Source organism: Verrucomicrobiia bacterium, from assembly GCA_035765895.1.
In the GTDB taxonomy this organism is placed as follows: domain Bacteria; phylum Verrucomicrobiota; class Verrucomicrobiia; order Limisphaerales; family DSYF01; genus DSYF01.
This window is the reverse complement of sequence record DASTWL010000004.1, coordinates 1-23,297: the sequence shown is the minus strand read 5'-3', so window position 1 is coordinate 23,297 and position 23,297 is coordinate 1. Positions and strand designations below refer to the sequence as shown.

Below are 23,297 nucleotides of genomic sequence, written 5' to 3'. Positions count from 1 at the left end.
CGCGCTGGCGTTGCGCTGCCGAGCGTGGTTTGGCGTTATGGTGAAAACTGCTGGCTTGAAGCGGGGTTCGGGTTTATTTGTCGCTCATGAAAAAGTGGCTTCTTCGAATTGTCGTGGTGATCGTGGTGCTGCTGGTGGTCGCCGTGGTGGCCATCGGCCTGTTCCTCGATAGTGGCATCAAAAAGGGCGTGGAGACGTTTGGGCCAAAACTGACCCAGGTATCCATCAAGCTCGACAGCGTTTCGGTTTCATTGCTGAGCGGCGGCGGTAAAATCAAGGGTTTGGAAGTCGGCAATCCCGCCGGCTACAAGGCGCCCACCGCCATCAAGCTCGGCAGTGCGAGCCTTTCCCTCCAGCCCGGCTCGTTGCTGTCGGACAAAATCGTGATCAAGTCCATCGTGGTGGAGTCGCCTGAAATCACCATTGAGGGCGGGCCGAAGAACAACAACCTGACCAAGATTCTGGACAACGTGGAAGCCGCGACCGGCGGCAGCAGCACGACGACCAATGCGACCGCCGCCAGCCAGCCGTCCAAGAAGCTGGAGGTCGATGAATTCATCCTCACCGGCGCGAAGGTCAATTACGCGCCGCCGGGTTTGGGCGGGAAAACCATTCCGCTGGTGATTCCCGACATCAAGCTGACCGATCTGGGCACCGGACCAGACGGGATCACGGCGGGCGACCTCATCAAACGCGTGATGTCCGAATTGACCGGCAAGATTGCTCCTGTTCTGGCCGAAGAGGTGGGCAAGCTGGGCAAAGAGGCATTGGGCACTGCCGGTGACACGGCCGGGAAGGCGGCGGGCGAGGCCAGCAAGACGTTGAAGAGCGTCACGGATATTTTCAAAAAGAAGTAGCCCGAAATCGCCTTTCCCCAAAACGCCGCGGGTTCGCTCGCGGCGTTTTTTTATTGGATTTCACGGGCAAAATTGTGCTTTGCCCCCGGGGACGAAAAACTATCCTGCCGGTTAGCAAAGGCTTTTCCATGGTGGACACCAAAACACGGGCGCTCCCTTCTTCCTTACGCCGCAGCAATGAGCGGACGTTGTTGTGGCTGTTGATGCGCACCGGCGCCGCGTCGCGCGCGCAGCTCGCCAAAGCCGCCGGCATCAGCCAGCCCACCTGTGGCAAAATCATTGATGAACTGATCGAACTGGGGGTGGCCCGGGAAGTGGAGGACAACGGTGCGCCGCGCGACCGTGCGGGCCGGCCGGGCCGCATGGTGCATCTGGACGCCACCCAGCCACGGTTTCTGGCGATTCAATTCGATGTGGTGGAAACGAGCTTCGCGCTCGTGCCCGTGGGGGCTCCGGTGCAGGACCGTTGGGATTTGACGCGTCCCACCACGGACTCCGCCCACGGCTGGCTGCGGCAGGCCCATGCAGTGGCGCGCAAGCTGACCGCCGACGACCTGTGGGGCGTGCTCGTGAGCACGCCGGGCATCGTGGACGAAAAGGCCGGCCGCGTGATTTTTTCGCCCAATCTGCACTGGACCGAAAAGGCCGACCTCGCCGCGCTGATCAGCCAGGTGTGGGACGTGCCGGTGATTTTGGTGCAGGAAAACCGGGCTGCCGCGCTGGGGCATCTTTATGGCGGCTCTCAGAGTCAGAATTTTTTGCTCGTGGATTTTGGGCACGGCGTCGGCGGCGCAATCATCGAGGGTGGCCGGTTGTTTCACAGTCCGCTCCCCTTGAACAGCGAGTTCGGTCACACGCCCATTCCGGGCAACCATCGCCAGTGCGGTTGCGGCGCCACGGGCTGCCTGGAAACCAAGCTCTCGCGCGCGGGGCTCTTGCGCAGCTTCGTCGAGGCCAACCGCGGCCAGCCCGAGGAATGGGCTGCGTTGCTCGAGCATGTGCAAACCCAGGGCATCCGTCCGTGGCTGGCGGAAAGCCTCGATGCGGCGGCGAGCGTCATTGCGGGTGCGCTAAACGTGCTCGGCATTCGGCGCGTGGTTGTGACGGGCAGTCTGGCTGAAATGCCGCCGCGCGTGCTCGAGCATCTGGCCGATGGCATCCGCCAGGGTTCGCTGTGGGGCCGATTTGGTGAGGTGGTGTGCGAAGGCGCGCCCCATCGCCGCATCGCCGGGCTGGTTGCGGCGGGTGTGGACCGTTTGTTGGTGCCGGCCGATGGCCGGCGCAAGTTTGCCACCGCTTGAACAAGGGGCGCCAAGGGCGGGCGCAGCGGTGAGTCAACAGCATGCCGCCCGCCCGCCCGGCTGCCGTTGCAAAAAAAACACCCCCGCAGCAGTGAGCTGCGGGGGTGATGCGGCTAAATGATTAACCTCGGAAATAAAGGTAGGCAAAGGTGATGCACACCATGATGATGCAGGACGCTGTGACATCCTTCCAATCCCAGCTTGCTCGGGTTGCAGCCTTGTCCTCGGCCGTGGCGGTGGCAAAGGTCAGGCCCCTGATTTGGGCTTCATCCGGCGGCGGGGTCAGGTAGCTGACCACCACCATGACGATGGCCGAAATGATGGTGATGAGAATGCTGAAATACTGGAAGTTGATGTTGTTAATAATCCAGAGGAACGAGCCTTCCGCATAAGTAAACTTCCCCTGAGACATGGTTACCGGCGTATCCACCAGCATGCGGAACATGCCGACGACGAAACCGATGATCATGGACCACAAACAACCTTTCGCATTAAGCCGCTTCCAGAACACGCCGAAAAAGAACACCACAAAAATAGGCGGCGCCAGGTAGCCTTGGACCGATTGCAGATAATCGTAAAGGCCCTTGGCGCCCTTTACGACCGGCAGCCAGGCAATCGCGATGGCGATCATAATTGCCGTGGCAATACGGCCCATGCGGACGATTTCGCTTTGCGACGCTTTCGGGCGGAGTTTTTCATAGATGTCCACCGTGAAGAGGGTCGAGCAGGCATTGAACACACCGGCGAGCGATCCCATCAACGCGGAAAGCAGGCCCGCCACCACAATCCCGCGCAATCCGGCTGGCAAGAGATACTTCACCATCATGGGAAAGGCACCTTGCGACCCTTCGCCCGTGGGATCATTAAACGCCGCCGTGAGAGTGGGAACCGTGCCGCTTTTAACCAGCGCATAGCAAATCAGGCCGGGGATGATGAACAAATAAACGGGGAACAACTTCAGGAATGCGGCAAAGATGCTGCCTTCGCGGGCGACCTTTTGGTTCGGAGCGCCGAGTGCGCGTTGAACGATATATTGGTCGGTGCACCAATACCAGAGACCGATAACCGGCGCACAGATGGCCATGCCGAGCCAGGGGAAGTTGCTGTTGAAATACCAGGCCTGCTTCACAATATTTCCGGCGGCATCCTTATCAATTACCGGGGACCAGGTTGAAAGCTGACCGGCGGGAACGAGCGGTTTCCAAAGGTTGAGCATGTCTGAACCGCAAAGCCTGCGCATTTCACTCCAGCCGTGGGAAATGCCTTCACCACCGCCAAGAGTGCTCAAACCGTAGAAGGTGAGCAGCGCCGAGCCACCGATGAGCACGATCACCTGAACGGCATCCGTATATGCCACGGCGCGCATACCACCGATCATCGTGTAGATACCGGTGAGCAGGATGACGGAGATGGAACCAATCCAGAAGCTACCAATGTTGCCGATATGCACTTCCGGCAAGAGAGTGCCAAATACGACGCCGCCGGCAAAAATTCCGACCGCGATTTTCGAGACGATGAACGTCACGATTGAAACGATGGAGAGGACGTAACGGGATTTGGTGGAGAATCGTTTCTCCAGGAACTCCGGCATCGTGAAAACCATCGAGCGGGCGTAGAACGGCACAAACACCCAGGCGAGCACGAGGAGACACCAGGCATGCAGTTCGTAATGGGCGAGCGCCACCCCGTTTTTCGCGCCGGATCCGGCGAGGCCAACGATGTGCTCGGAGCCGATGTTGGACGCAAAGATGGATGCGCCGATGACCCACCACCCCAGGTTGCGCCCGGCGAGGAAGTAATCAGCGGCCGTATCCCTGTTCTTGCTGACCACCCACCACGCAACACAGAGGAGGATGCCAAAATAGGCGGCGATCGCCGCCCAATCCAGCCCGGTGAGGGTGGCTTGGGACTGACCGACCGCCAGCATGGGCATGAGGAAGCTATTCATGAGGTTTCAGGTTTGGGGTTATTTCCGGGCCGTGAACTTGTAGATGATGGTGTTGTGATACGTCTGGCCGGGCTTGAGCACGACCGACGGCCAGCTTGGCTCGTTCGGTGAATCCGGCGCGTGCTGTGGCTCCATGCAGAAGGCGTTGCGGAAATTGTAAACGCGCCCGCCTTTGCCGGTGATGGTGCCGTCGAGGAAGTTGCCGGCATAAAACTGCAGGCACGGCTCGGTGGAATAAACCTCCATGGTGATGCCGCTGTCGGGGCTGGTCACGCGGGCGTCCAGCGTGAGCTGGCCGGGCTTCTTCTGGTTGACCACCCAGTTGTGGTCGTAGCCCGGGCCATATTTGATCTGCGGGTCATCGGCGTTGATGCGGGCGCCGATGGCCGTGGGCTTGGTGAAGTCGAACGGCGTGCCTTGGACCGGACGCAGTTCGCCGGTGGGAATCAGTGTGGCATCGACCGGCGTGAACTTGTCCGCGTTGATGTAAACGAGGTGGTCCAAAATGTCCCCGCGGCCGCTCAGATTCCAATACGAGTGATGCGTCAGGTTGACGATGGTGTCCTTGTCCGTGGTGGCGGTGAAGACGAGCTTGAGCGCATTGTCGTCCGTCAACGTGTAAACGGCGGTCACGTTCAGGTTGCCGGGATACCCTTCCTCCATGTCCGCGCTGTGATAAGTGAGCTTCAAGGCCGGGCCGTCCTTGGTTTCCATGGGGGTGGCGGTCCAGACGCGCTTGTCGAAGCCCTTGACGCCGCCGTGCAGCGCGTTCGGGTAATTGTTCGTCGCGAGGCTGTAGGCCACGCCGTCGAGGGTGAACTTCCCCTTCGCGATGCGGTTGCCGTAGCGGCCAATCAGTGCGCCGAAATAGGGGCTGTTGGTCAGGTAGCCGTCGAGATTGTCATAGCCCAGCACGACGTCCACCAGGTTGCCGTTCTCGTCCGGCACCTTCAGCGAAGTGACGATGCCGCCGTAGTTCATGATGGTGGCCACGGCGCCCCGCTTGTTGCTCAAGGTGTAGAGGTCCACCTCCTGCCCGTCCGCCGTGCCGAACGGCGCCTTGGTGATGGCATCTGCGCCAGTGCTGCAACAGCACTTGTGAGAGGCGCATCCGGCCAGCAGGGCGAGGCCCAGACCGGCGCTGAACAGGAGCGGGACAGACTTTCTTGGCAAATGTGTCTTCATGTTTGTTGGTCGTCGCTTTTATAGGTTGAAACGCGAGTGCGTCAGTCGCAGCCGCCATTGGAGTCACCCGACTCCTTATCGTAACGAGCGCCACAAATCCAGCCTCCATCGCGCGGACGTCGGGGTGCGTCGCCGACCGGGCTGAAAAAATGCGCTGATGGGCGCACTGTTACCTGCATTACTTAACTAACGCAAGAAATATCTCGACGCCTGCCCGGTTTGCCGTCATGCTGACTTTTCACGCCAGCCCCGCACCCTGATTGGCGTGCCAAATCTTTTAAGATCTATGCTCAAACTCAAGCAGCTCGAAGTGTGGTTCGTGACCGGAAGTCAGCACCTCTACGGTCCCCAGGCCCTCAAACAAGTCGCCGTGCACTCGCGTGAAGTGGCTCAGGCGCTCAATGCCGCCCGCGCCATTCCGGTCAAGGTCGTCTTCAAGTCCGTCATGACGTCGCCTGACGATGTCACCGCCGTGTGCCAGGCCGCCAACAACGCGCCCAACTGCATCGGCCTCATCACCTGGTGCCACACGTTCTCGCCGTCCAAGATGTGGATCAACGGCCTCAAACAGCTCCGCAAGCCGGTGGCGCATCTGCACACCCAGCACAATCGCGACATTCCGTGGGCCACGATTGACATGGATTTCATGAATCTCAATCAGGCCGCGCACGGCGATCGCGAACACGGCTTCATCTGGAGCCGGCTGCGCAAGGACCGCAAAGTCGTCGTCGGTTACTGGCAGGATCCGGCCGTGCAGGCGCGGCTCGGCGCGTGGGCGCGGGCGGCGGCGGCCTGGCACGACTGGCAGGGCGCCCGGTTCGTCCGCTTCGGCGACAACATGCGCGAAGTGGCCGTGACCGAAGGCGACAAGGTTTCCGCGCAGATGCAGTTTGGTTTTTCGGTCAACACCCACGGCGTGGGCGACCTCGTCCAGCGCGTGAACGCCGTTTCCGAAAAGGAAGTGGACGCGCTCTGCCAGGAATACGAGGCCACCTACACGATGACGGCCGACCTGCGCAAAGGCGGCCGGCGCCACAAATCCGTGCGCGCCGCGGCGCGCATCGAGCTCGGCATCCGGCACTTCCTCACCGAAGGCGGCTTCAAGGGCTACACCGACACGTTTGAAGATTTGCACGGCCTGGCGCAACTGCCGGGCATTGGCTCGCAGCGCATGATGGCGGCCGGCTTCGGTTTTGGTGGCGAAGGCGACTGGAAGACGGCGGCCCTGGTCCGTGCGATGAAAGTCATGGCGCTGGGGCTCAAGGGCGGCACGTCGTTCATGGAGGACTACACCTATCATTTGGAGCCGGACAACCAGCTCGTGCTGGGCGCGCACATGCTCGAAATCTGCCCCAGCATTGCCGACGGCCGGGCCGCGCTCGAAGTGCATCCGCTCGGCATCGGCGGCAAGGCGGATCCGGCGCGCCTCGTGTTCAACACGCCGGCGGGCCCCGGCTTGAACGCCTCGCTGGTGCACCTCGGCAGCCGGTTCCGCATGCTGGTCAATGAAGTGGACGTGGTGGCGGCGCCGCAGGCCATGCCCAAGCTGCCGGTGGCGCGCGCAGTGTGGGTGCCCCGGCCGAATTTTGCGGACGCCTGCGCGTGCTGGATTTACGCGGGCGGCGCGCATCACACGGGCTTCAGCCAGGCGGTGACCACGGAAATGATCGAGGATTTCGCGAATATCGCCGGGCTCGAACTCGTCGTGATTGACCGCGAAACCCGCGTCCGCCAGTTCAAGCAGGAGCTGGAATGGAACGAGGTCGCCCATGGTTTGAAACACGGCTTCGTGGCCTGAACGGCCGGGCAAATGACCTGTCCGAGCGCTCCAAACTGAACTCGCAACTCAATCCCCAACGCGTATGAAACTGAAAGCTATCGTCATTGGATCCCTGCTCGCCGCGGGTGCGCTGGCGGCGGCGCCGGCCAAAATCACCGTGCAGGTGGACCGGCCCGGCCACGCCATCTCGCCCACCCTGTGGGGCATTTTCTTCGAAGACATCAACCTCTCCGCCGACGGCGGCATCTACCCGGAACTCGTGCGCAACCGTTCCTTCGAGGACGCCGACCAGCCGGAATACTGGAAGTTCGAAAATGTGAGCGGCGGCCGCAGCGAGGCGGCCATCGATTCCAGCCGGCCGTTGAATCCGTTCAACCGCCGGAGCCTCCGGATCAAGCTCGACGGCCAGGCGCGGTTGAGCAACGCGGGTTACTGGGGCATGAACATCGTCAAGGGCGACAGCTACACGCTCAAGCTCGCCGCTCGCGCGGAGGACGGGTTCAACGGGCCGCTGAACGTCAAATTGCTGAGCGGCGGCCGGGAAATTGCCACGGGCGAAATCCGCGGGATCGCCGGTGAATGGAAGTATTACACCGTGAAACTCCGTGCCCAGGACACGGATTCCAAGGCGATGCTGGAGTTGACATGCGATGGCCGGGGCACGCTCTTCCTCGACATGGTGTCACTCCTGCCGGACAAGACGTGGAAGAACCACGGCCTGCGCCCGGACCTCGCCGAATCGCTGGATGATCTGCATCCGTCATTCGTCCGCTTTCCCGGCGGCTGCTGGGTTGAAGGCGATGACATGGCCCACATGTATCACTGGAAAAACACCATCGGCGACATCGACGTGCGCACGCCGCTCTGGAACATCTGGGGCTATTACGCCACGCACGGGCTCGGGTTTCACGAATACCTGCAAATGGCCGAGGACCTCGGCGCCACGCCGTTGTTCGACATCAACGTCGGCATGTCGCACCGCGAAGTCATTCCGATGGACCGGATGGGCCAGTGGGTGCAGGACGCGCTCGATGCGATTGAATATGCCAACGGCCCCACCAACACCGTCTGGGGCGGCCTGCGCGCCCGAAACGGCCACCCCGCGCCGTTCAATCTGCAATACATGGAAATCGGCAACGAAAACGGCGGCGCGGCCTACCACGAGCGCTGGCCCCTGTTCGTGAAGGCCATCAAGGACAAGCATCCGGAGATGAAGCTCGTCGCCAACCACTGGCAGGGCGGTTATCCCACGACGCCCAAGCCCGACTTGGTGGACGAGCACTACTACAACACGCCCGAGTTCTTCATGCAGCAGGCGCACCGTTACGACGACTACGACCGCAAAGGGCCGAAGGTCTTCGTCGGCGAATACGCCGTCACCCGCAACGGCGGCAAGGGCAACCTGCGCGCGGCCATCGGCGAGGCCGCGTTCATGACCGGCATCGAGCGCAATTCCGACATCGTCAGCATGGCCTGCTACGCCCCGCTGTTCGTCAACATCAACCACCGCCAGTGGAATCCCGACCTGATCAACTTTGACAGTTCGCGGTGGTATGGATTGCCCAGCTACTACGTGCAAAAACTCTTCAGCCAATACCGCGGCACCGTGACGCTGCCCACCGACGTCGAGGCCGCCACCGCGCAGGAGCCCCTGCCGACTGGCTGCATCGGCGTCGGCACGTGGAACACCGCGGCCGAGTTCAAGGACGTCAAGGTGACCGCTCCGGACGGCAAGGTGCTGTTCGCCTCGGACTTCACCAAGAACGCCGACGGCTGGAAAATGCTCGGTGGGGGCGCCTGGACCGTGGCCGATGGCGCGCTGCGCCAGACGGCGGAAAGTGAATTCATCCGCGCCCTGGCCGGCGACAAGTCCTGGACGGATTACACGCTCGAACTCAAGGCCCGGAAAATTTCCGGCCGCGAAGGCTTCCTGATTCTGTTCCACATCAACGACGACGAGGACCGCGTGTGGTGGAACATCGGCGGCTGGGACAACACCCAGAACGCCCTCGAACTCGACGAGACCGTGGATGGCAAACGCGGCCACATCGAAACCGGCCGCTGGTATGACATCAAGGTCGAGGTGCGCGGCACGAGTGTGAAGTGTTCGCTGGATGGCCGCGTGATTCACGACGTCAAGAATCCGCGCCAGACCACCCGGGGCCTGTTCGCCAGTTCCACGCGGGATGAACGGACGGGCGAAATCATCGTCAAGGTGGTCAACGCTTCGTCCGCGCCGACGGAAACCCAGATCCAACTCGACGGGACGCGCAACCTCACGGGCAACGCGGAGGCCATCGTGCTCACCGACGCCGATCCCAAGGCGGAAAACTCGCTCGACGAACCGCAGCGCGTGGCCCCCAAGACCGAGCCCTTGTCGATCACGGGCAACACATTCACCCGCGTTTTCCCGGGCAACTCACTGACCGTGCTGCGCCTTCCGGCGGCCAAGTGAGCGTCACCCAAGTTTCCGGCGCCCGCCGCTTCGCTCCTCCCGGGCGGAGCGGCGGGTTCGGATTGTGAGAGAATGAGTTTGTTGAGCCGGGCACGCGGGCCGACGGTTCGCGGACCGGAATGATTGATTGAGCCAAACGCCTTTTCAGAAAACCATCAGCCACCCATGAGCGCGCAATACACCATCGGTCTGGACTACGGCACGAACTCCGTTCGCTGCCTCATCGTCAACGTCGCCAACGGCGCGGAAGTCGCCACTGCCGTCTGGGGTTACTCGCACGGCACCGCCGGCGTCATCCTCAGCCGCGATCCGAACCTCGCCCGGCAGCATCCCGCGGATTATCTCCAGGGCGCCGAAGTCACCATCAAACAGGCGCTCGCCATGGCGAAGAAAACTGTCAAAGGCTTCCATGCCGGCCAGGTCATTGGCATCGGCGTGGACACCACCGGCAGCACGCCGTTGCCCGTGGATGCCAACGGCCAGCCGCTCGTGTTCCAGAAGAAGTTCGCCAACAATCCCGCCGCGATGGCGTGGCTCTGGAAGGACCACACCGGCATCGCCGAAGCCGCCGAGATCACCACGCTCGCGAAGAAGATGCGCCCGCAATATCTCGCCAAGTGCGGCGGCACCTATTCCAGCGAGTGGTTCTTCAGCAAAATCCTGAAATGCCTCCGCGCTGCGCCGGAAGTCTTCAACGCTGCACATTCGTGGATTGAACTCTCCGACTTCGTGCCCGCCGCGCTGACGGACACGCTGCATCCGGACAAGTTCATCGCGGGCATCTGTGCCGCCGGTCACAAGGCGATGTATAACGCCAAATGGGGCGGTTATCCCGACAAGGCATTCCTCTCGAAACTCGACCCGAAACTCGGCGCGTTGCGTGACCGTTTGCCGAAGCGCGTGCTCGCGGTGGATTCCGCCGTCGGCACGCTCACAGCGGATTGGGCCAAACGCACCGGCCTGTCGGCGGGCATTCCGGTGACGGTCGGTGCGTTCGACGCGCACACCGGCGCGATTGGCGCGGGCGTTAAGCCCGGGACGCTCGTGAAGATTATTGGCACCAGCACGTGCGACATCAGCGTGCGCGTGAACACCGCCAAGCTCGCGGACATTCCCGGCGTGTGCGGCATTGTGGATGGCAGCGTGGTGCCCGGCTACTTCGGCATCGAAGCGGGCCAATCCGCGGTGGGAGATATTTTCAACTGGTGGGTGAATTACATTGAACCCGGAGCGCGGAGCATTGCTCCGCAAGCTGCGGCAAAGTCAACCAACTCGCGGAGCAATGCTCCGCGCTCCGCCACGCATGAAGACCTCTCCGCCGCCGCGTTGAAACTTCAGCCCGGCGAAAGTGGTTTGCTGGCGCTCGATTGGAACAACGGCAATCGCACGGTGCTCGTGGACCAGCAACTCACCGGCCTGCTCATCGGCCAGACGCTTTACACGACCCCGGCGGAAGTTTATCGCGCGCTCATCGAGGCGACAGCTTACGGCGCATTGACCATCATCAACCGCTACGAGGAATACGGCTGCAAGATTTCCGAAGTGGTGAACTGCGGCGGCATCGCGGAGAAAAGCCCGCTCGTCATGCAGACCTACGCGGACATCACGGGCCGCCCGATGAAGATCAGCCGTTCGGCGCAAACCTGCGCGCTCGGGTCCGCCATCGCCGCCGCCGTCGTGGCCGGCGCGCACAAGGACTTCGCCACCGCGCAGAAGAAGATGACCGGCCTCAAGCCGACCGTTTACAAGCCGAACCCGAAGGCCCACGCGGTTTACAAAAAGCTCTACGCGCTCTACAAGCAACTCCACGACGCCTTCGGCACCAAGCAGTGGAACGGCAATCTGCACAACGTGATGAAGGAACTAATTGCCATTCGTGACAAAGCGCGGAAGTAAAACTGGCCACAGAGGCACAGAGTTTGGACGACATTTTCCTCTGTGTGCTCTGAGTCTCTGTGGCAACATAAAATTGTATGTTTGACGAACTGAAAGCGGAAGTCTGCCGGGTCAACAAGGCGCTGGTTGATTCCGGGCTGGTCATTCTCACGTGGGGCAACGTCAGCGGCGTGGACCGCCAGGCGGGCGTCATGGCCATCAAGCCCAGCGGCGTGGATTATGCCAAACTCACGCCCGAAGACATCGTCGTGCTGAACATCGCCGATGGCAAAGTCATCGAGGGCAAGGCGCGTCCGTCCTCGGACACGCCGACACATCTGCATTTCTACCGCGCGTTCCCGAATATTGGCGGCGTGGTGCATACACACTCGCGGCACGCGACGGCGTGGGCGCAGGCGGGGCGCGAACTGCCCTGCTACGGCACCACACACGCGGATCATTTCGGCGGCACGGTGCCATGCGCGCGCTTGCTGACCCAAGCCGAGATCGACACCGGTTACGAAGCGAACACCGGCGTGGTCGTCGAGGCATGTTTCAAGCAACGCGGCCTCAATCCGGACGACGTGCCGGGCGTGTTGCTGCACGGCCACGCGCCGTTCACGTGGGGCAAGACGCCGCAGAAGGCGCTGGACAACTCCATCGCGCTCGAAGCCTGCGCCCAGATGGCGTTTGAAATGTTGCTGCTGAATCCGAAGGCAGAGTCCTTGCCGGCGCATATTTTGAAAAAGCACTGGAACCGCAAACACGGTCCCGGCGCGTATTACGGTCAGCCCGGGTGTTAAATAATTGTCAGGGAAATCAAGATCAGGAGAATGAAGACAAAACCTGGCCGCATTCCCTGGACCCCAATTCCCCGGACCTTGTTCCGGCAATTGTCAACCAGGCACGCTTTATGAAAACTCCATCCCTTCTCTGTGTCGTTGCAGCCTCGTTGCTGATGGTTGCCTCCGCCCCGGCCCAATCCAACACCGCCACGCTCACGCTCGAAGCCGATCAACCCGGCGCGCAAATCAGCCGGAACATTTACGGGCAGTTTTCCGAACATCTCGGCCGCTGCATCTACGAGGGCATCTGGGTCGGCGAGGACAGTCCGATTCCCAACACGCGCGGCATCCGCAACGACGTGGTGGCCGCGCTGAAAAAGCTGCACGTGCCCGTGCTGCGGTGGCCGGGCGGGTGTTTCGCCGACGAGTATCACTGGAAGGACGGCATCGGGCCGCGCGAAAAGCGGCCGTCCATCTACAACTCGCACTGGGGCGGCGTGGTGGAGAACAACCATTTCGGCACGCACGAGTTCATGGACCTCTGCGAGCAGGTGGGCTGCGATGCCTACATCTGCGGCAACGTCGGCAGCGGTTCGGTGCAGGAGATGATGGAGTGGGTGGAATACCTGACGAGCGACGCCAGTTCACCGATGGCCAATTTGCGCCGGCAGAACGGCCGGGAAAAGCCGTGGAAGGTGAGGTTCTTCGGCGTGGGCAACGAGAGCTGGGGCTGCGGCGGCAACATGACGCCCGAGTTCTACGCCGACAATTTCCGCCGCTACAACACGTTCGTGAAAAACTACGACGGCCAGAATCCGCTCTACCGCATCGCCTGCGGCGCGAATGCGGCGGATTATCACTGGACGGAAGTGCTCATGAAGAACGTCGGCCGCGGCATGAACGGGCTGTCGCTGCATTACTACACGCTGCCCACCGGCAACTGGGGCCACAAGGGTTCGGCCACGGCGTTTGCCGAATCGCAGTGGTTTTCCACGCTGCGCCGCTGTCTGGAGATGGACGACCTGATCCAGCGCCACAGCGCCATCATGGACCAGACTGATCCCGGCAAGCGCATCGGCCTGATCGTGGATGAGTGGGGCGCGTGGTATGACGTCGAGCCGGGCTCGAATCCCGGTTTCCTCTACCAGCAGAACTCGCTGCGCGATGCCCTCGTGGCCGGTGTGACGCTCAACATTTTCAACCGGCACGCCGACCGCGTAAAAATGGCGAACATCGCGCAGATGGTGAACGTGCTTCAGGCCATGATCCTGACCGACAAGGAAAAGATGATTGTGACGCCGACGTATCACGTCTTCGAGATGTATGCCGTGCACCAGGACGCGACGTTGCTGCCGACGGAACTGCATTGCGCCGACTACGAACTCGGCGGGGAGAAAATTCCGTCCGTGAGCGTTTCCGCGTCGCGCGACCGGGCGGGCGTGGTGCACGTGACGCTGTGCAACTTGAATCCGAACGCCGCCGCGGACGTGACCTGCAACGTCGAGGGGCTGAAGGCCACGACGGTCACCGGGCGCGTGCTCACCGCGGCCACGATGAATGCGCACAACACCTTTGAGCAGCCGGAGGCGGTGAACCCCGCTGATTTCGACGGAGCCAGACTCTCCGGGCAGGGCTTTGCTGCTTCGCTGCCGCCCAAGTCGGTGGTGGTGCTGGCGCTGCAGTAGGCCGGACCGTTGCGCGACTGGCTGGAAACCAAAACGGCGCCCGTTTGGGCGCCGTTTGTCGTTTTAAGGTGAGTGGCTTTAAGGTGAGTGGCCCACCAGTTAATTGGCCGGGGTGCGTTTGGACGCGATCCACTCGAAGAACAGCTTCACGTCGTCGCCGGTCTTGATGCCCAGGCCGAGCACCGTGAGCGCGGGCGGTTCAATTTTGAAGTCGGTCATCTTCACGGTGACGGTTCCGGCAAACTTGACCTTGTTCTCGCCGAGCACGGTGACGTTGACCGGCATGGTGATTTTGTTGGTCACGCCGCCGACGCAGAGTTCACCCTTGGCCTCGAATTGATAGGGTGCCTCGGCCGTTTTGGGCGCTTCCTTGAGGTTCAGTTCGGTGAGCGTGTAGGTGATGCGCTTGTTGTCGGCTTCGCGCAGCGCGTCATACATGCGGTTGTCCATGGCCGTGCTGTAAGGCTTGCCGTCCTTTTCCAGGCTCTTGAGCGAATGCACGGGGATGAAAATCGTCACCTTGGCGTCCACGGGGCCGGGCTTGACCGGGGCGCCCGGCGTCAGTGGGAAGCCCGGTCCCACCTCGGCGCTGCCGCCGATGATGGCGCTCTCGATCTGCCAGTCGTGCACGGACGAGGTGCCTTCCACGCGGATCTTGTTGCTGCCGGGTGTGGAGGTGAGTTTGGTCATTTCCGCCGCCGGCAGCGACAGGGCGGCGAGCAGGCTGACGGCGAGCAGGGCGAATTTGGGAGTCATGTTGTTATGATACAAGGTTGCACGGCGGTTCGTTTACGACAGTTGATACCACTCATCCTTGAACTCGAGCCGTTGACCGCTGAGGACGGCTTCGTTCGTTTTGAGCGCGGTGACGGTGGCTTGAAAACCTTCGAGGGCGGTGGCACCCGGCTTGCGCTTGGGCTCCACCTCGCTCTTGAGGTGCTCCAGCAGCGCGGCGGGATCATCGCCAAAGGCGTCGGTAAATTCCCGAATGGCCGCCTCCTGTTCGAAGACGTTGTAGAGAAACGCCGCCAGCGAATTGTAAAGCGGCGTGGCCTCGAACGGCACGGGGGCATCCACCGGCGCGGTGAGGTCGGATTGCTTCGAGCCGCCGGCCTTCAGCGAGAGGCCGGTTTCGCGGAAGAATTTGTCCTTGCGGCAATAGACCTCCCAGCCGAGCAGCGGCGAATCCACTTCCTTGAACATCCAGGCCTTGTTCTCGCGCAGCATCACGGCGGCATAAGTGCCGTAATAAACCTCGTAATCCGCGTCGAACGAATTGGCGAGCGTGGCGTCGTATTGCAGCCGCACGCCGCCCGGAAACTCCATGATGGCCTGCACCGTGTCCGGCACGTCCCGGCCGTCCTTCCATTTGATCAGGGAATTGAAGCCGGTGACCGCCGTGGGGCGCTGGTTCAGGAACCAGCCGGCCTGGTCGAGCTGGTGAATGCCGATTTCGCCGAGGAGCCCCGGCGAGGTTTCGCGGTGCAGCCGCCAGTTCAGCGCCTTTTCGCGGTCCGGATTTGGCGACGCCGACCGCCAGCTCTGCGCCTTGTGCCATTGCGCGCGGGCGAGCACGGAGGTGCCGAGCGCGCCGGAATGCACGAATGGCAGCAGGAAGTGCCGTTGCGGGTCGGAGCGCATCTGCAGGCCAACTTGAAACACCTGCTTCGGCGCCGCGTTGGCCGCGAGGGCAATGGCCTTGGCCTCTTCGATGGTGTGCGCCAGCGGCGCTTCGCAGTAAACGTGCTTGCCCGCCTTCAGGGCTGCAATCGTCACTTCGCGATGCAGGTGCGACGGCGTCGCGATGACCACCGCCGGAATGGTCTTGTCGGCCAGGATGGTCTGGTAATCCGCCACCTGTTTGGCGCCCGGCGCGTCCACCGAGCATTTCCGCACCGAGGCGGCGTAGGTGTCGCAAATGGCCGCCACCTCGGCCTGTGGTTCGCGGGCAAGGGTCTTGAGAATCTCGCGGCCCCACGTGCCGAGGCCGATGACGGCGACGCGCACTTTGGCGGTGCTCGACAGTTCCTCGGCGACCTTGTTGGTTTGGGCGATGAGTTCGACGCCGCCCAGCATGGTCATCAGCGTGGCGAGCGAGCCGCCCTTCAGGAATTCGCGGCGGTTGAAGTCGTTGGGAGCTTGGTTCATGGGCAAAAAGAAAAGCGTGCCGCGGTTTATTTGTCCAGTCCGAGCGCCCAGCGGATGCCGCCGAGGATGTGCTGCTGGTATTGCTTGGCGATTTCGGGCGAATTCCGCCGGCTGCCGTCCCTTTCGGTCCACGTGGGGTCCCACATGTCCTCCCGGTGGCCGAGCGAGGTGTAGAACACGCGGCCTTTCCCGTATTCGCGGGTCCATGCCACCGGGTAATCGCCCGGCGTCGCCTTGTGATTCTTGATGTCCTCGCCGTTCAACATGAGCCGGTCGAGCGACAACAGCCCGTGCACTTTGGCGCGGTCGAAATCCTTCATCTGGTAAATCTCGTCAAACACCGTCCACGTTTTGCCGAGGTGCCGGCAGGCCGGGCAGTTGGGATCCTGGTTGATGGCTTCCACTTCGACCTGGGGCCCGTGCCGCAGGAAGTGGGCGCCGATCATGGCCGTGTAGGGCGGAAAGCCGGGGAACGTGTCCGTGGCGGAATGCATCCCCATGAAGGCGTGCCCGGCCTTGATCCAGTCCAGCAGGGCCTGCGGATCGGGCAACGGCAGGTCGCCGGTGGTGTTCGCGAAGATGACGCCGTCGTAGTGCGAAAGCGCCGCCGGGCTCAGCTTCTCGGCCAGCACGGCCTTGATGGCGGCGTTGACCTTTTCCGGGTCCGGCTGGCCGTTGGCGCCCCGGAATTGGGGATCGTTGGGTTCGACCCGGGCAAATTCCACGGTGAAGTCGCCGCTGGTCTGGGCCAGTTCGCCCAGGACCTTTTCCGCCGTCGGGATGGAACTGTGACGGAAGCCGGTGGTGGTGGTGACGACGAGGACGTGTTTGGGGGCCATGGCGGTTTTGGCCTTGGTGGAGGAGCAGCCCGCCAGCGCCAGCGCGGCGCAGACGATCCACAAGCCCTGATAAAGTGGTTTCATGAGGTGATTTGTTGTTTCGGGGATTAAGACTACACAAAGCGCCAAAGCATTCACGTTTTTTGTGTAAACCCGCCGGATCGCTTGGTGGCCAGTAGAGGGGGCATGGCGCGTTTGGGTTGGTCTTTTTGACATTTGCATTGCCGATTGCCCACTGGCTGGTTGTCCCCGGAGAATTCGCCAGGGGTGGGGTGGAACTGCGATATATCTGGGCAAAAAACGGGCAGAAAAGGCCAACCTGCGGTTGGCAGTTTTCGCGCGACCGGCATAGGAAACGCTTTGTCAACCACGCAGACTTCGGTTGAAAAACAAACCAGGCCCAGCTTATGAAAGGTTCGCAGGCGGTGCGGTGGGCGGCTTGTGTTCTGGTCGCGGCGTTCTCATTCAATCATTCTGAAGCACAATCCGCTCGTTACGTAATTGGCGAACGCGGGCTGAACCACCGGGTCTGGCAGAAGGTGGTGGCGCAGACCAACGCCAATGGTCAGGTGATGTTGGTCACCAACCGCGCGTATGTGGAGTTGTGCAGCGGTTTATACTTCACCAACGCACAAGGTCAGCTCCAGGAATCGAAAGAGGGGATTACAATTCTCCCAGCCGGCGGCGCGGCGGCGGTGCAGGGCCAGCACAAGGTTTATTTTCCCAGCGACATTCACGAGGGCGTGATTGAACTGGTCACTCCGGATGGCCGGCATTTGAAGAGCCGTCCCTGGGCATCAGTTATTATGACGGCACGAACAACGTGTTGATCGGCCGGTTGACCAACTCCGTCGGCCTGCTGCTGCCCTCCGGCAATCAAGTCATTTACACGAATGCTTTCGAGGGCTGCTCGGCCGATCTTTTGGTGACCTACCGGCGGAGCGGACTGGAAGCCGATTTGGTGTTCCGGGCGGCCCCGCCGCCGCCGGAGGACTATCCGGGACTGAATGCCGACACCGCGCGTTTGCAGTTATGGACGGAGTTTTTCGACACTTCGGATCCGGAGGCGGAGGCGGTCACGACGAACCGGCAGGACAATTTGACGGACCGCACGCTGAAATTCGGCGCGATGAAGATGGTGCGGGGTCGGGCGTTCGTGCTCACCAACGGCGTGGCGCGCGGTCTGACCAACAACGCTGCATTCCGGGACCGGGTAGGCGAGACACCCGTTTACAAAATTTGGGAGCATCAGGCGGGGCGGGTATTCTTGACTGAGGGACTGCCCTATCGCCGGGTGCGAACGCAACTGGAGCAGTTGCGGGCAAGTCCGGGCGCCACAAACCGGATGGCCTCGGCCGATTCGATTTTGCACCGGGTATCACCGACGCTGCCGCTGCCGCCGGTGCGTCTGGCGCAGGCGGCAATCCAGGCACCCATTCAACTGGCCCGGGCGGACCTCGCCACCCAGCCGGGCTACGTGTTGGATTACGTGATCGTGGACAGTGACAGCGCGATCACGCTGACGGAAGGCACCTACCTGGTTGCGGGGGGTGTTTATTTTGACACGGTCAATTACGAATCCGGGGTTGTCGTCAAGTTTGCGGACGGGGGTTCATCCGGTCCCGGTCGGCTGATCACCGGCAGTTTTAATGGGGGCGGCTACGGCGAGCCGATTGTATTCACCAGCCAGGATGATGATTCGGTCGGGGAGGTCATCAGCGGCAGCACCGGAAATCCAGGCATTGCCGCCGGCACCGGGCTGGTGGTGGGCGATGGGGGCTTGGGTTATGTGTCTGGGGGTGGAAAATGTTCCTATCTGGACGCCGCGTTGAGTCTTTCCGGCGACAACTCGATCTACCTGTCGGGCTGGCGGTTTGAGAATTGCAATGCCGGCATCTGCCAGGCCGGCGCGGGCGAATTGAGTGTGAACCTTTACGACAGCCAGTTCAGCAACTGCCTGGCCTGTGTTTATCAGGACGGCGGCGGCTCGACCGTCGAATGGAATCCGGCCTACGTCACGTTCAACAACTGCGCCACCATTCTGTCCGGCGAGGCGGGAACGGAGGATGTCAACTCGTTCACCACGACGGTGGATTCTTTTGCGGTGGGCACCGACGAAGTGCTGTTCCTGGATGCTGTTCTCAACGCCCTTTTGCCCGCTTATTCCTATTTGAGTGCCGTTGATGTCTCCTGGAATGACAATTACCCCAACTATCACTGTTACTGGGGCAATCCGGTGGCGGACTATCCCGATTATGGAACCTCGATGGGAGATGTGCCCGCGAGCGGACGGTTGCAGGCGCCCGCCAGCACTTTGGGGGTGGCGGGCCAGACCGCGATCAGTCTGACCTTCAAGTATAGCGGCCTGATTGGCTGGAACGGCTCTTATGGCATCAGCCTCGACGGAGATGCGGATGGCCTGCCGGACGCATGGGAGCGGCAATACTTCGGCAATCTGGACGCGACGGCAGCCGACGACCCCGACGGTGACTGGCTGACAAACTGGCAGGAATACACCAATGGCAGCAATCCAAGCGACAGGATGGTATTAGCGTGGGGAGTGAATCATGGCGGCCAACTGGCGGTGCCGACGTCTTTGCTGGGCGCGGCGGCGGTGGCCGGCGGTTTTGATTTTTCTTTAGTTTTGCATAATGACGGCACGGTGACTTCGTGGGGGAGTTCGACGAATGTCTTGGCTGGGACTACAGATATCAGGCAGTTGTCTGCGAAATGGGAACAAGCGGTTGCCGTTCGAAGCAACGGCACAGTGGCAGTGTGGGGCACGACGAATGGCCCTGTGCCCGTTGATTTAACCAACGCGATCATGGCCGCTGCTGGTGATGGGTTTACTTTGGCATTGCGAACGGATGGCACGGTCACCGCGTGGGGGACAAACAATTATGGCCAATGCAATGTGCCCACTGGTTTGCCGGCGGCTAAAGCGGTAGCCGCAGGTTGGGAGCACGCTGTGGCGCTGCTTCAGGACGGGACGGTTAGGGTTTGGGGTAACAATGGCTACGTTGGATGGAATGTTACCAACGTTCCGGCGGGGTTGAGCAATGTGACGACGGTGGCGGCGGGTGGAGGCCACACGCTGGCATTGCGGGCCGATGGCACAGTGGTCGCGTGGGGCGCAGGGTGGACAAACAGTGGCTCCCTGTTCAATTACGGACAGGCGATGGTTCCGACCGGGCTGTCCAACGTGGTGGCCGTCTCAGCGGGTGGTTATCACAGCACGGCATTACAGTCCGATGGCTCAGTCGTCGTGTGGGGAGACTTGGCTGATTTTCCATACACAGATGCACAAGGACAGATTGTAGCGATTGGATCAGGCGATAATCATGCCTTGGCCATTCGCACGGGCCGGTTGACGCCACTGACCCTGACCCAGCCAACAGATCAATTCGCCGCGCCGGGGGCGACGGCCCAATTTACGGCCGCAGGCATCGGACTGGCGGGAGTGCATTACCAATGGCAGTTTAACGGCGTGAATCTGTCCGGCGAGACCAACGCGCAGCTTACCTTGTCCAACGTCTCCTCAAATGATATCGGCAATTACCGCGCGCTCATCTCGACCGGTGCGGGCTCGGTAATGACAACCAACGCCACATTAACGTTGCTTGAGGCGCCCACCATTGACTCCGTCACGCCGCAGCCGGGCAGCTACACCTTTACGACTTGGTTTCCGATGTCTGTTTCGGCTTCGGCCAACGGCACCGCGCAATTCCCCCTCCAGTATCAGTGGTTCAAGGATGGCGCGGCCATTGCCGATGCCACCTACACGAATTATTCGGTTGTGCCCACGAACGCCACGCCTTTGTGGCAGACCAATCCGGTGGACGGCGAATATTCGGTGAAGGTTTGGAACGCCGCCGGGACGAACCAGGCGGGGACATGGGTGGTTCACTATGAGCCCTCTTTTGCCGATGGCTCGGCGGTGGCTTGGGGTGCCGATGATGACGGGGAGAGCGAGTATCCGCTGGACTTGACCAACGCCATTGCGATTGCGGCGGGCGAGTTTCACTCCGTTGCGGTGCGTGAAGACGGCAGCGTAACACAATGGGGTTACGATTGGGCGGATGTCCCCGCCGACCTGACCAACGCGGTCGCGGTGGCGGCGGGCAACGAACACAGCCTTGCCGTGCGTGGTGACGGGACGGTGACGGTTTGGGGCCGGGCGCTGAATCCGGCCGTGAGCGAGCCGGTGCCGGCGAATCTGGCCGGCGTGAAGGCCGTGGCAGCGGGCTGGTTCCACAACGTGGCCTTGCTCACCAATGGCACGATCCAAGTGTGGGGCGACAATACCTATGGCGAGTTGAATATTCCTGCCAATTTAACCAACGTGACGGCGGTTGCCGCCGGCTTGTTGCATAGTCTGGCACTGCGGAACGATGGCACCGTGGTGGCGTGGGGCTGGGACTCCGAGGGGCAAGCCAATGTTCCCACGGGACTGAGCAACGTGGTGGCGGTGGCGGCGGGGCGGATGCACAGCCTGGCGATCAAGGCGGACGGCACGGTGGTGGCGTGGGGTCTGAACGACCACGGGCAAACCAATGTGCCGGCGACGCTCACCAACGCGATGGCGATTGCGGGTGGAACCGGGCACAGCGTGGCGTTGCGCGAGGACGGAAGCATTGAGGCATGGGGCGATAACAGCGCCGGGCAGTGCGATGTGCCCGCGACCCTGCACACCGTGAAGCTGATTGCGGCGGGCGGCGACCACACCTTGGCTGCGGTGTTCTCACCCTATCTGCGTTATCCGGGCAAAGCAGAATCGCTGGTGGACAACATGCTGCACATGCTCACCAGCCGCACCAACGCGTCCGTGAGCAGTGCATATTTTGATCTGCCACCGTATGACGCAGGGGGCGATCCGGAAGGCCCATTTAACAATACATGGGGAGGAACCAACCTGCCGATCCTGCAAACGAACTTCTGGTTGCGGGACGTAACGAACATTTACCTGTGTTCGGTTGCCGCGCTGGGACGGACGTTTACCAACATGACGAACGTCAACACTGCCGCCTACGTTTGCACCCCGATTTCCCCGAGGCATGCCATAACAGCGGGCCACGTCGGTAGCTTTTTTGCGCCGGGGCAAAAGATGGTTTAGTTTAATCCGGACGGAACCTACTTCACCAATACAGTTGTTGAGCAGGTAAGCGAATACCAGCCGCCGCTTCATACTGATACTGATTTTGATGTCATTTTATTTGCCGAAGATTTCCCGCGTTTTGCAGAGGCAATGCCGTTGGTTTCGTGTTCAGGAAATGATTTGTCTTTCGTGTGCCGACACCGTGTCGGCACCACATTTACTACCGCTTCATCTGGAATCGGCGGGGTGACGACTGCGGGGATCAACTTCGGCGATTACACGAACCCTCCCGATAGCACGAATTACTACTTTGGCTGGTATGGCGGCGATTCATCCGACCCAATGTGGGCCATCATCAACAATGAAGCCGTTCTTGTCGGTCCTGCTCATAATGGTGAGTCGGCCACTCCGCTGGCCAACTACATCAACACGATCAATGCGGACATGGCATTGCTTTCTACAAATCATGGAGCCCCGGTTTATTCCACGACGCTTTACAATGTTTTACATTAACTGGCTTCAATAAAATCATCTATTATGAACACACCCAACTTTAAGATAAAACAAAGCGTTTCAGTTGTTTTGTTCACTTTTTGGGCTCAGATAGCATTTGGGCAGGGCAGTTTTCAAAACTTGGATTTTGAAGCCGCCGTGATTTCGCCTCCACCTGCAGGGTATATACCGTCAGATGCTGACAACCCTATTTCTGCGGCCGACGCTTTACCGGGTTGGACTGTTCGTGAAGACGGCATTGCATGTGATGCCGTTTGGGGTTCGCCTGGGCTTGATGTAACCTCCGTTGTTCTGATTTCTGGTAACACCATTAACTATCCCCCCATCCAAGGCGCTTATAGCATTCAGCTCAGCGTTAACACTTACGATCCTGTTTATAACCAAAGTGCGTCTATTTCCCAGACAGGACTGGTTCCAGCGGGAATGCATTCAATCCAATTTCTTGTGCAGTATCCCTATTTGCAGGATATTAACGATCTTCTGGTAACGCTCAACACGACGCCCATCGAGCTTGTTCCGATCGCATCAGCGGGCCAAACTGTAACGATGGCAGGCGATATCAGCGACTACGCCGGCACAATTGCAGAATTAAAGTTCACAGTTTTACCTTCTTCGTTCTTCGGTTTGGACTCCATCATGTTTTCTCCGCAAGCGGTTCCCGAGCCAAGCATGTTCAGCCTGTTTGGCCTCGGCCTGTTGGGCTTGGGCTGGCATCGGCGGCGGAGGCATCTGAGTTAGTCGGTCCTGAAGAACCTGTCATGTGGGAGCGGGTGTGAGGACGAGGCGAGCAGAGGGTGAAAGATTTCGACCGGAAAATTGAATTGGGTGCGT

At 60.9% G+C, this 23,297-nt stretch carries 16 protein-coding genes; 11 read left to right on the top strand and 5 right to left on the bottom strand.

What is annotated here, in order from left to right:
* The first annotated feature begins 86 nt into the window (after positions 1–86).
* Positions 87–857 carry an AsmA family protein gene (locus VFV96_00630; GenBank protein ID HEU5068901.1) on the top strand — a complete coding sequence of 257 codons (771 nt, stop codon included), beginning with the start codon at positions 87–89 and terminating at the stop codon, positions 855–857.
* A gap of 128 nt (positions 858–985) precedes the next feature.
* A complete protein-coding gene (locus tag VFV96_00625) occupies positions 986–2,158 on the top strand; it encodes an ROK family transcriptional regulator (GenBank protein ID HEU5068900.1) in 1,173 nt (390 codons plus the stop codon).
* Between the two features lie 121 nt (positions 2,159–2,279).
* Here the strand turns inward: VFV96_00625 and VFV96_00620 are convergent, their stop codons facing one another.
* On the bottom strand, positions 2,280–4,106 hold the full coding sequence (locus VFV96_00620) for a sodium:solute symporter (GenBank protein ID HEU5068899.1): 1,827 nt from the start codon (positions 4,104–4,106) through the stop codon (positions 2,280–2,282).
* An 18-nt stretch (positions 4,107–4,124) separates the two neighbouring features.
* A complete protein-coding gene (locus VFV96_00615; protein ID HEU5068898.1) occupies positions 4,125–5,291 on the bottom strand; it encodes an aldose epimerase family protein in 1,167 nt (388 codons plus the stop codon).
* A gap of 286 nt (positions 5,292–5,577) precedes the next feature.
* On the opposite strand from VFV96_00615, the gene araA reads away from it, so the two are divergent.
* From araA to VFV96_00590, 5 genes are all read left to right on the top strand, one after another.
* Entirely contained in the window at positions 5,578–7,089 is a 1,512-nt protein-coding gene (gene araA, locus VFV96_00610) for an L-arabinose isomerase (protein ID HEU5068897.1), read from the top strand.
* A gap of 64 nt (positions 7,090–7,153) precedes the next feature.
* The gene (locus VFV96_00605) at positions 7,154–9,526 is read left to right on the top strand and encodes an alpha-L-arabinofuranosidase C-terminal domain-containing protein (protein HEU5068896.1); all 2,373 of its coding nucleotides are present in this window, start codon (positions 7,154–7,156) and stop codon (positions 9,524–9,526) included.
* 165 nt (positions 9,527–9,691) lie between these two features.
* A complete protein-coding gene (locus VFV96_00600) occupies positions 9,692–11,422 on the top strand; it encodes a ribulokinase (protein HEU5068895.1) in 1,731 nt (576 codons plus the stop codon).
* Between the two features lie 77 nt (positions 11,423–11,499).
* Positions 11,500–12,204 (top strand): L-ribulose-5-phosphate 4-epimerase AraD, encoded by a 705-nt coding sequence (gene araD / locus VFV96_00595; GenBank protein HEU5068894.1) that lies wholly within the window; start codon positions 11,500–11,502, stop codon positions 12,202–12,204.
* Positions 12,205–12,314: 110 nt separating this feature from the next.
* Positions 12,315–13,871 (top strand): alpha-N-arabinofuranosidase, encoded by a 1,557-nt coding sequence (locus VFV96_00590; GenBank protein HEU5068893.1) that lies wholly within the window; start codon positions 12,315–12,317, stop codon positions 13,869–13,871.
* A 99-nt stretch (positions 13,872–13,970) separates the two neighbouring features.
* Here VFV96_00590 and VFV96_00585 read toward each other — a convergent pair whose 3' ends face one another.
* The 3 genes from VFV96_00585 to VFV96_00575 are packed head-to-tail and all read right to left on the bottom strand — an operon-like array spanning position 13,971 to position 16,942.
* Positions 13,971–14,627, bottom strand: coding sequence for a YceI family protein (locus VFV96_00585; protein ID HEU5068892.1), 657 nt, complete (start codon positions 14,625–14,627; stop codon positions 13,971–13,973).
* Between the two features lie 33 nt (positions 14,628–14,660).
* On the bottom strand, positions 14,661–16,019 hold the full coding sequence (locus VFV96_00580; GenBank protein HEU5068891.1) for a Gfo/Idh/MocA family oxidoreductase: 1,359 nt from the start codon (positions 16,017–16,019) through the stop codon (positions 14,661–14,663).
* A gap of 26 nt (positions 16,020–16,045) precedes the next feature.
* Positions 16,046–16,942 (bottom strand): ThuA domain-containing protein, encoded by an 897-nt coding sequence (locus tag VFV96_00575; protein ID HEU5068890.1) that lies wholly within the window; start codon positions 16,940–16,942, stop codon positions 16,046–16,048.
* 323 nt (positions 16,943–17,265) lie between these two features.
* Here VFV96_00575 and VFV96_00570 point away from each other — a divergent pair, with 323 nt between their 5' ends.
* The 4 genes from VFV96_00570 (at position 17,266) to VFV96_00555 (ending at position 23,204) form a co-directional block, all read left to right on the top strand.
* A complete protein-coding gene (locus tag VFV96_00570) occupies positions 17,266–17,688 on the top strand; it encodes a hypothetical protein (GenBank protein ID HEU5068889.1) in 423 nt (140 codons plus the stop codon).
* A complete protein-coding gene (locus tag VFV96_00565) occupies positions 17,682–21,971 on the top strand; it encodes a hypothetical protein (GenBank protein HEU5068888.1) in 4,290 nt (1,429 codons plus the stop codon). The genes VFV96_00570 and VFV96_00565 overlap by 7 nt, the downstream gene beginning before the upstream one ends.
* Positions 21,972–22,103: 132 nt before the next feature.
* Positions 22,104–22,466, top strand: a complete 363-nt coding sequence (locus VFV96_00560) for a hypothetical protein (protein HEU5068887.1) — start codon at positions 22,104–22,106, stop codon at positions 22,464–22,466.
* A 24-nt stretch (positions 22,467–22,490) separates the two neighbouring features.
* Positions 22,491–23,204, top strand: a complete 714-nt coding sequence (locus tag VFV96_00555) for a PEP-CTERM sorting domain-containing protein (protein ID HEU5068886.1) — start codon at positions 22,491–22,493, stop codon at positions 23,202–23,204.
* Positions 23,205–23,297 lie beyond the last annotated feature (93 nt).

Coding starts and splice junctions, on each gene's coding strand:
- VFV96_00575 (HEU5068890.1), bottom strand. CDS start 16,942: ATGAAACCACTTTATCAGGGCTTGTGGATCGTCTGCGCCGCGCTGGCG.
- VFV96_00585 (HEU5068892.1), bottom strand. CDS start 14,627: ATGACTCCCAAATTCGCCCTGCTCGCCGTCAGCCTGCTCGCCGCCCTG.
- VFV96_00615 (HEU5068898.1), bottom strand. CDS start 5,291: ATGAAGACACATTTGCCAAGAAAGTCTGTCCCGCTCCTGTTCAGCGCC.
- VFV96_00620 (HEU5068899.1), bottom strand. CDS start 4,106: ATGAATAGCTTCCTCATGCCCATGCTGGCGGTCGGTCAGTCCCAAGCC.
- VFV96_00570 (HEU5068889.1), top strand. CDS start 17,266: ATGAAAGGTTCGCAGGCGGTGCGGTGGGCGGCTTGTGTTCTGGTCGCG.
- VFV96_00555 (HEU5068886.1), top strand. CDS start 22,491: ATGAACACACCCAACTTTAAGATAAAACAAAGCGTTTCAGTTGTTTTG.
- VFV96_00560 (HEU5068887.1), top strand. CDS start 22,104: ATGCCGTTGGTTTCGTGTTCAGGAAATGATTTGTCTTTCGTGTGCCGA.
- araD (HEU5068894.1), top strand. CDS start 11,500: ATGTTTGACGAACTGAAAGCGGAAGTCTGCCGGGTCAACAAGGCGCTG.
- VFV96_00630 (HEU5068901.1), top strand. CDS start 87: ATGAAAAAGTGGCTTCTTCGAATTGTCGTGGTGATCGTGGTGCTGCTG.
- VFV96_00580 (HEU5068891.1), bottom strand. CDS start 16,019: ATGAACCAAGCTCCCAACGACTTCAACCGCCGCGAATTCCTGAAGGGC.
- VFV96_00590 (HEU5068893.1), top strand. CDS start 12,315: ATGAAAACTCCATCCCTTCTCTGTGTCGTTGCAGCCTCGTTGCTGATG.
- VFV96_00625 (HEU5068900.1), top strand. CDS start 986: ATGGTGGACACCAAAACACGGGCGCTCCCTTCTTCCTTACGCCGCAGC.
- VFV96_00600 (HEU5068895.1), top strand. CDS start 9,692: ATGAGCGCGCAATACACCATCGGTCTGGACTACGGCACGAACTCCGTT.
- VFV96_00605 (HEU5068896.1), top strand. CDS start 7,154: ATGAAACTGAAAGCTATCGTCATTGGATCCCTGCTCGCCGCGGGTGCG.
- araA (HEU5068897.1), top strand. CDS start 5,578: ATGCTCAAACTCAAGCAGCTCGAAGTGTGGTTCGTGACCGGAAGTCAG.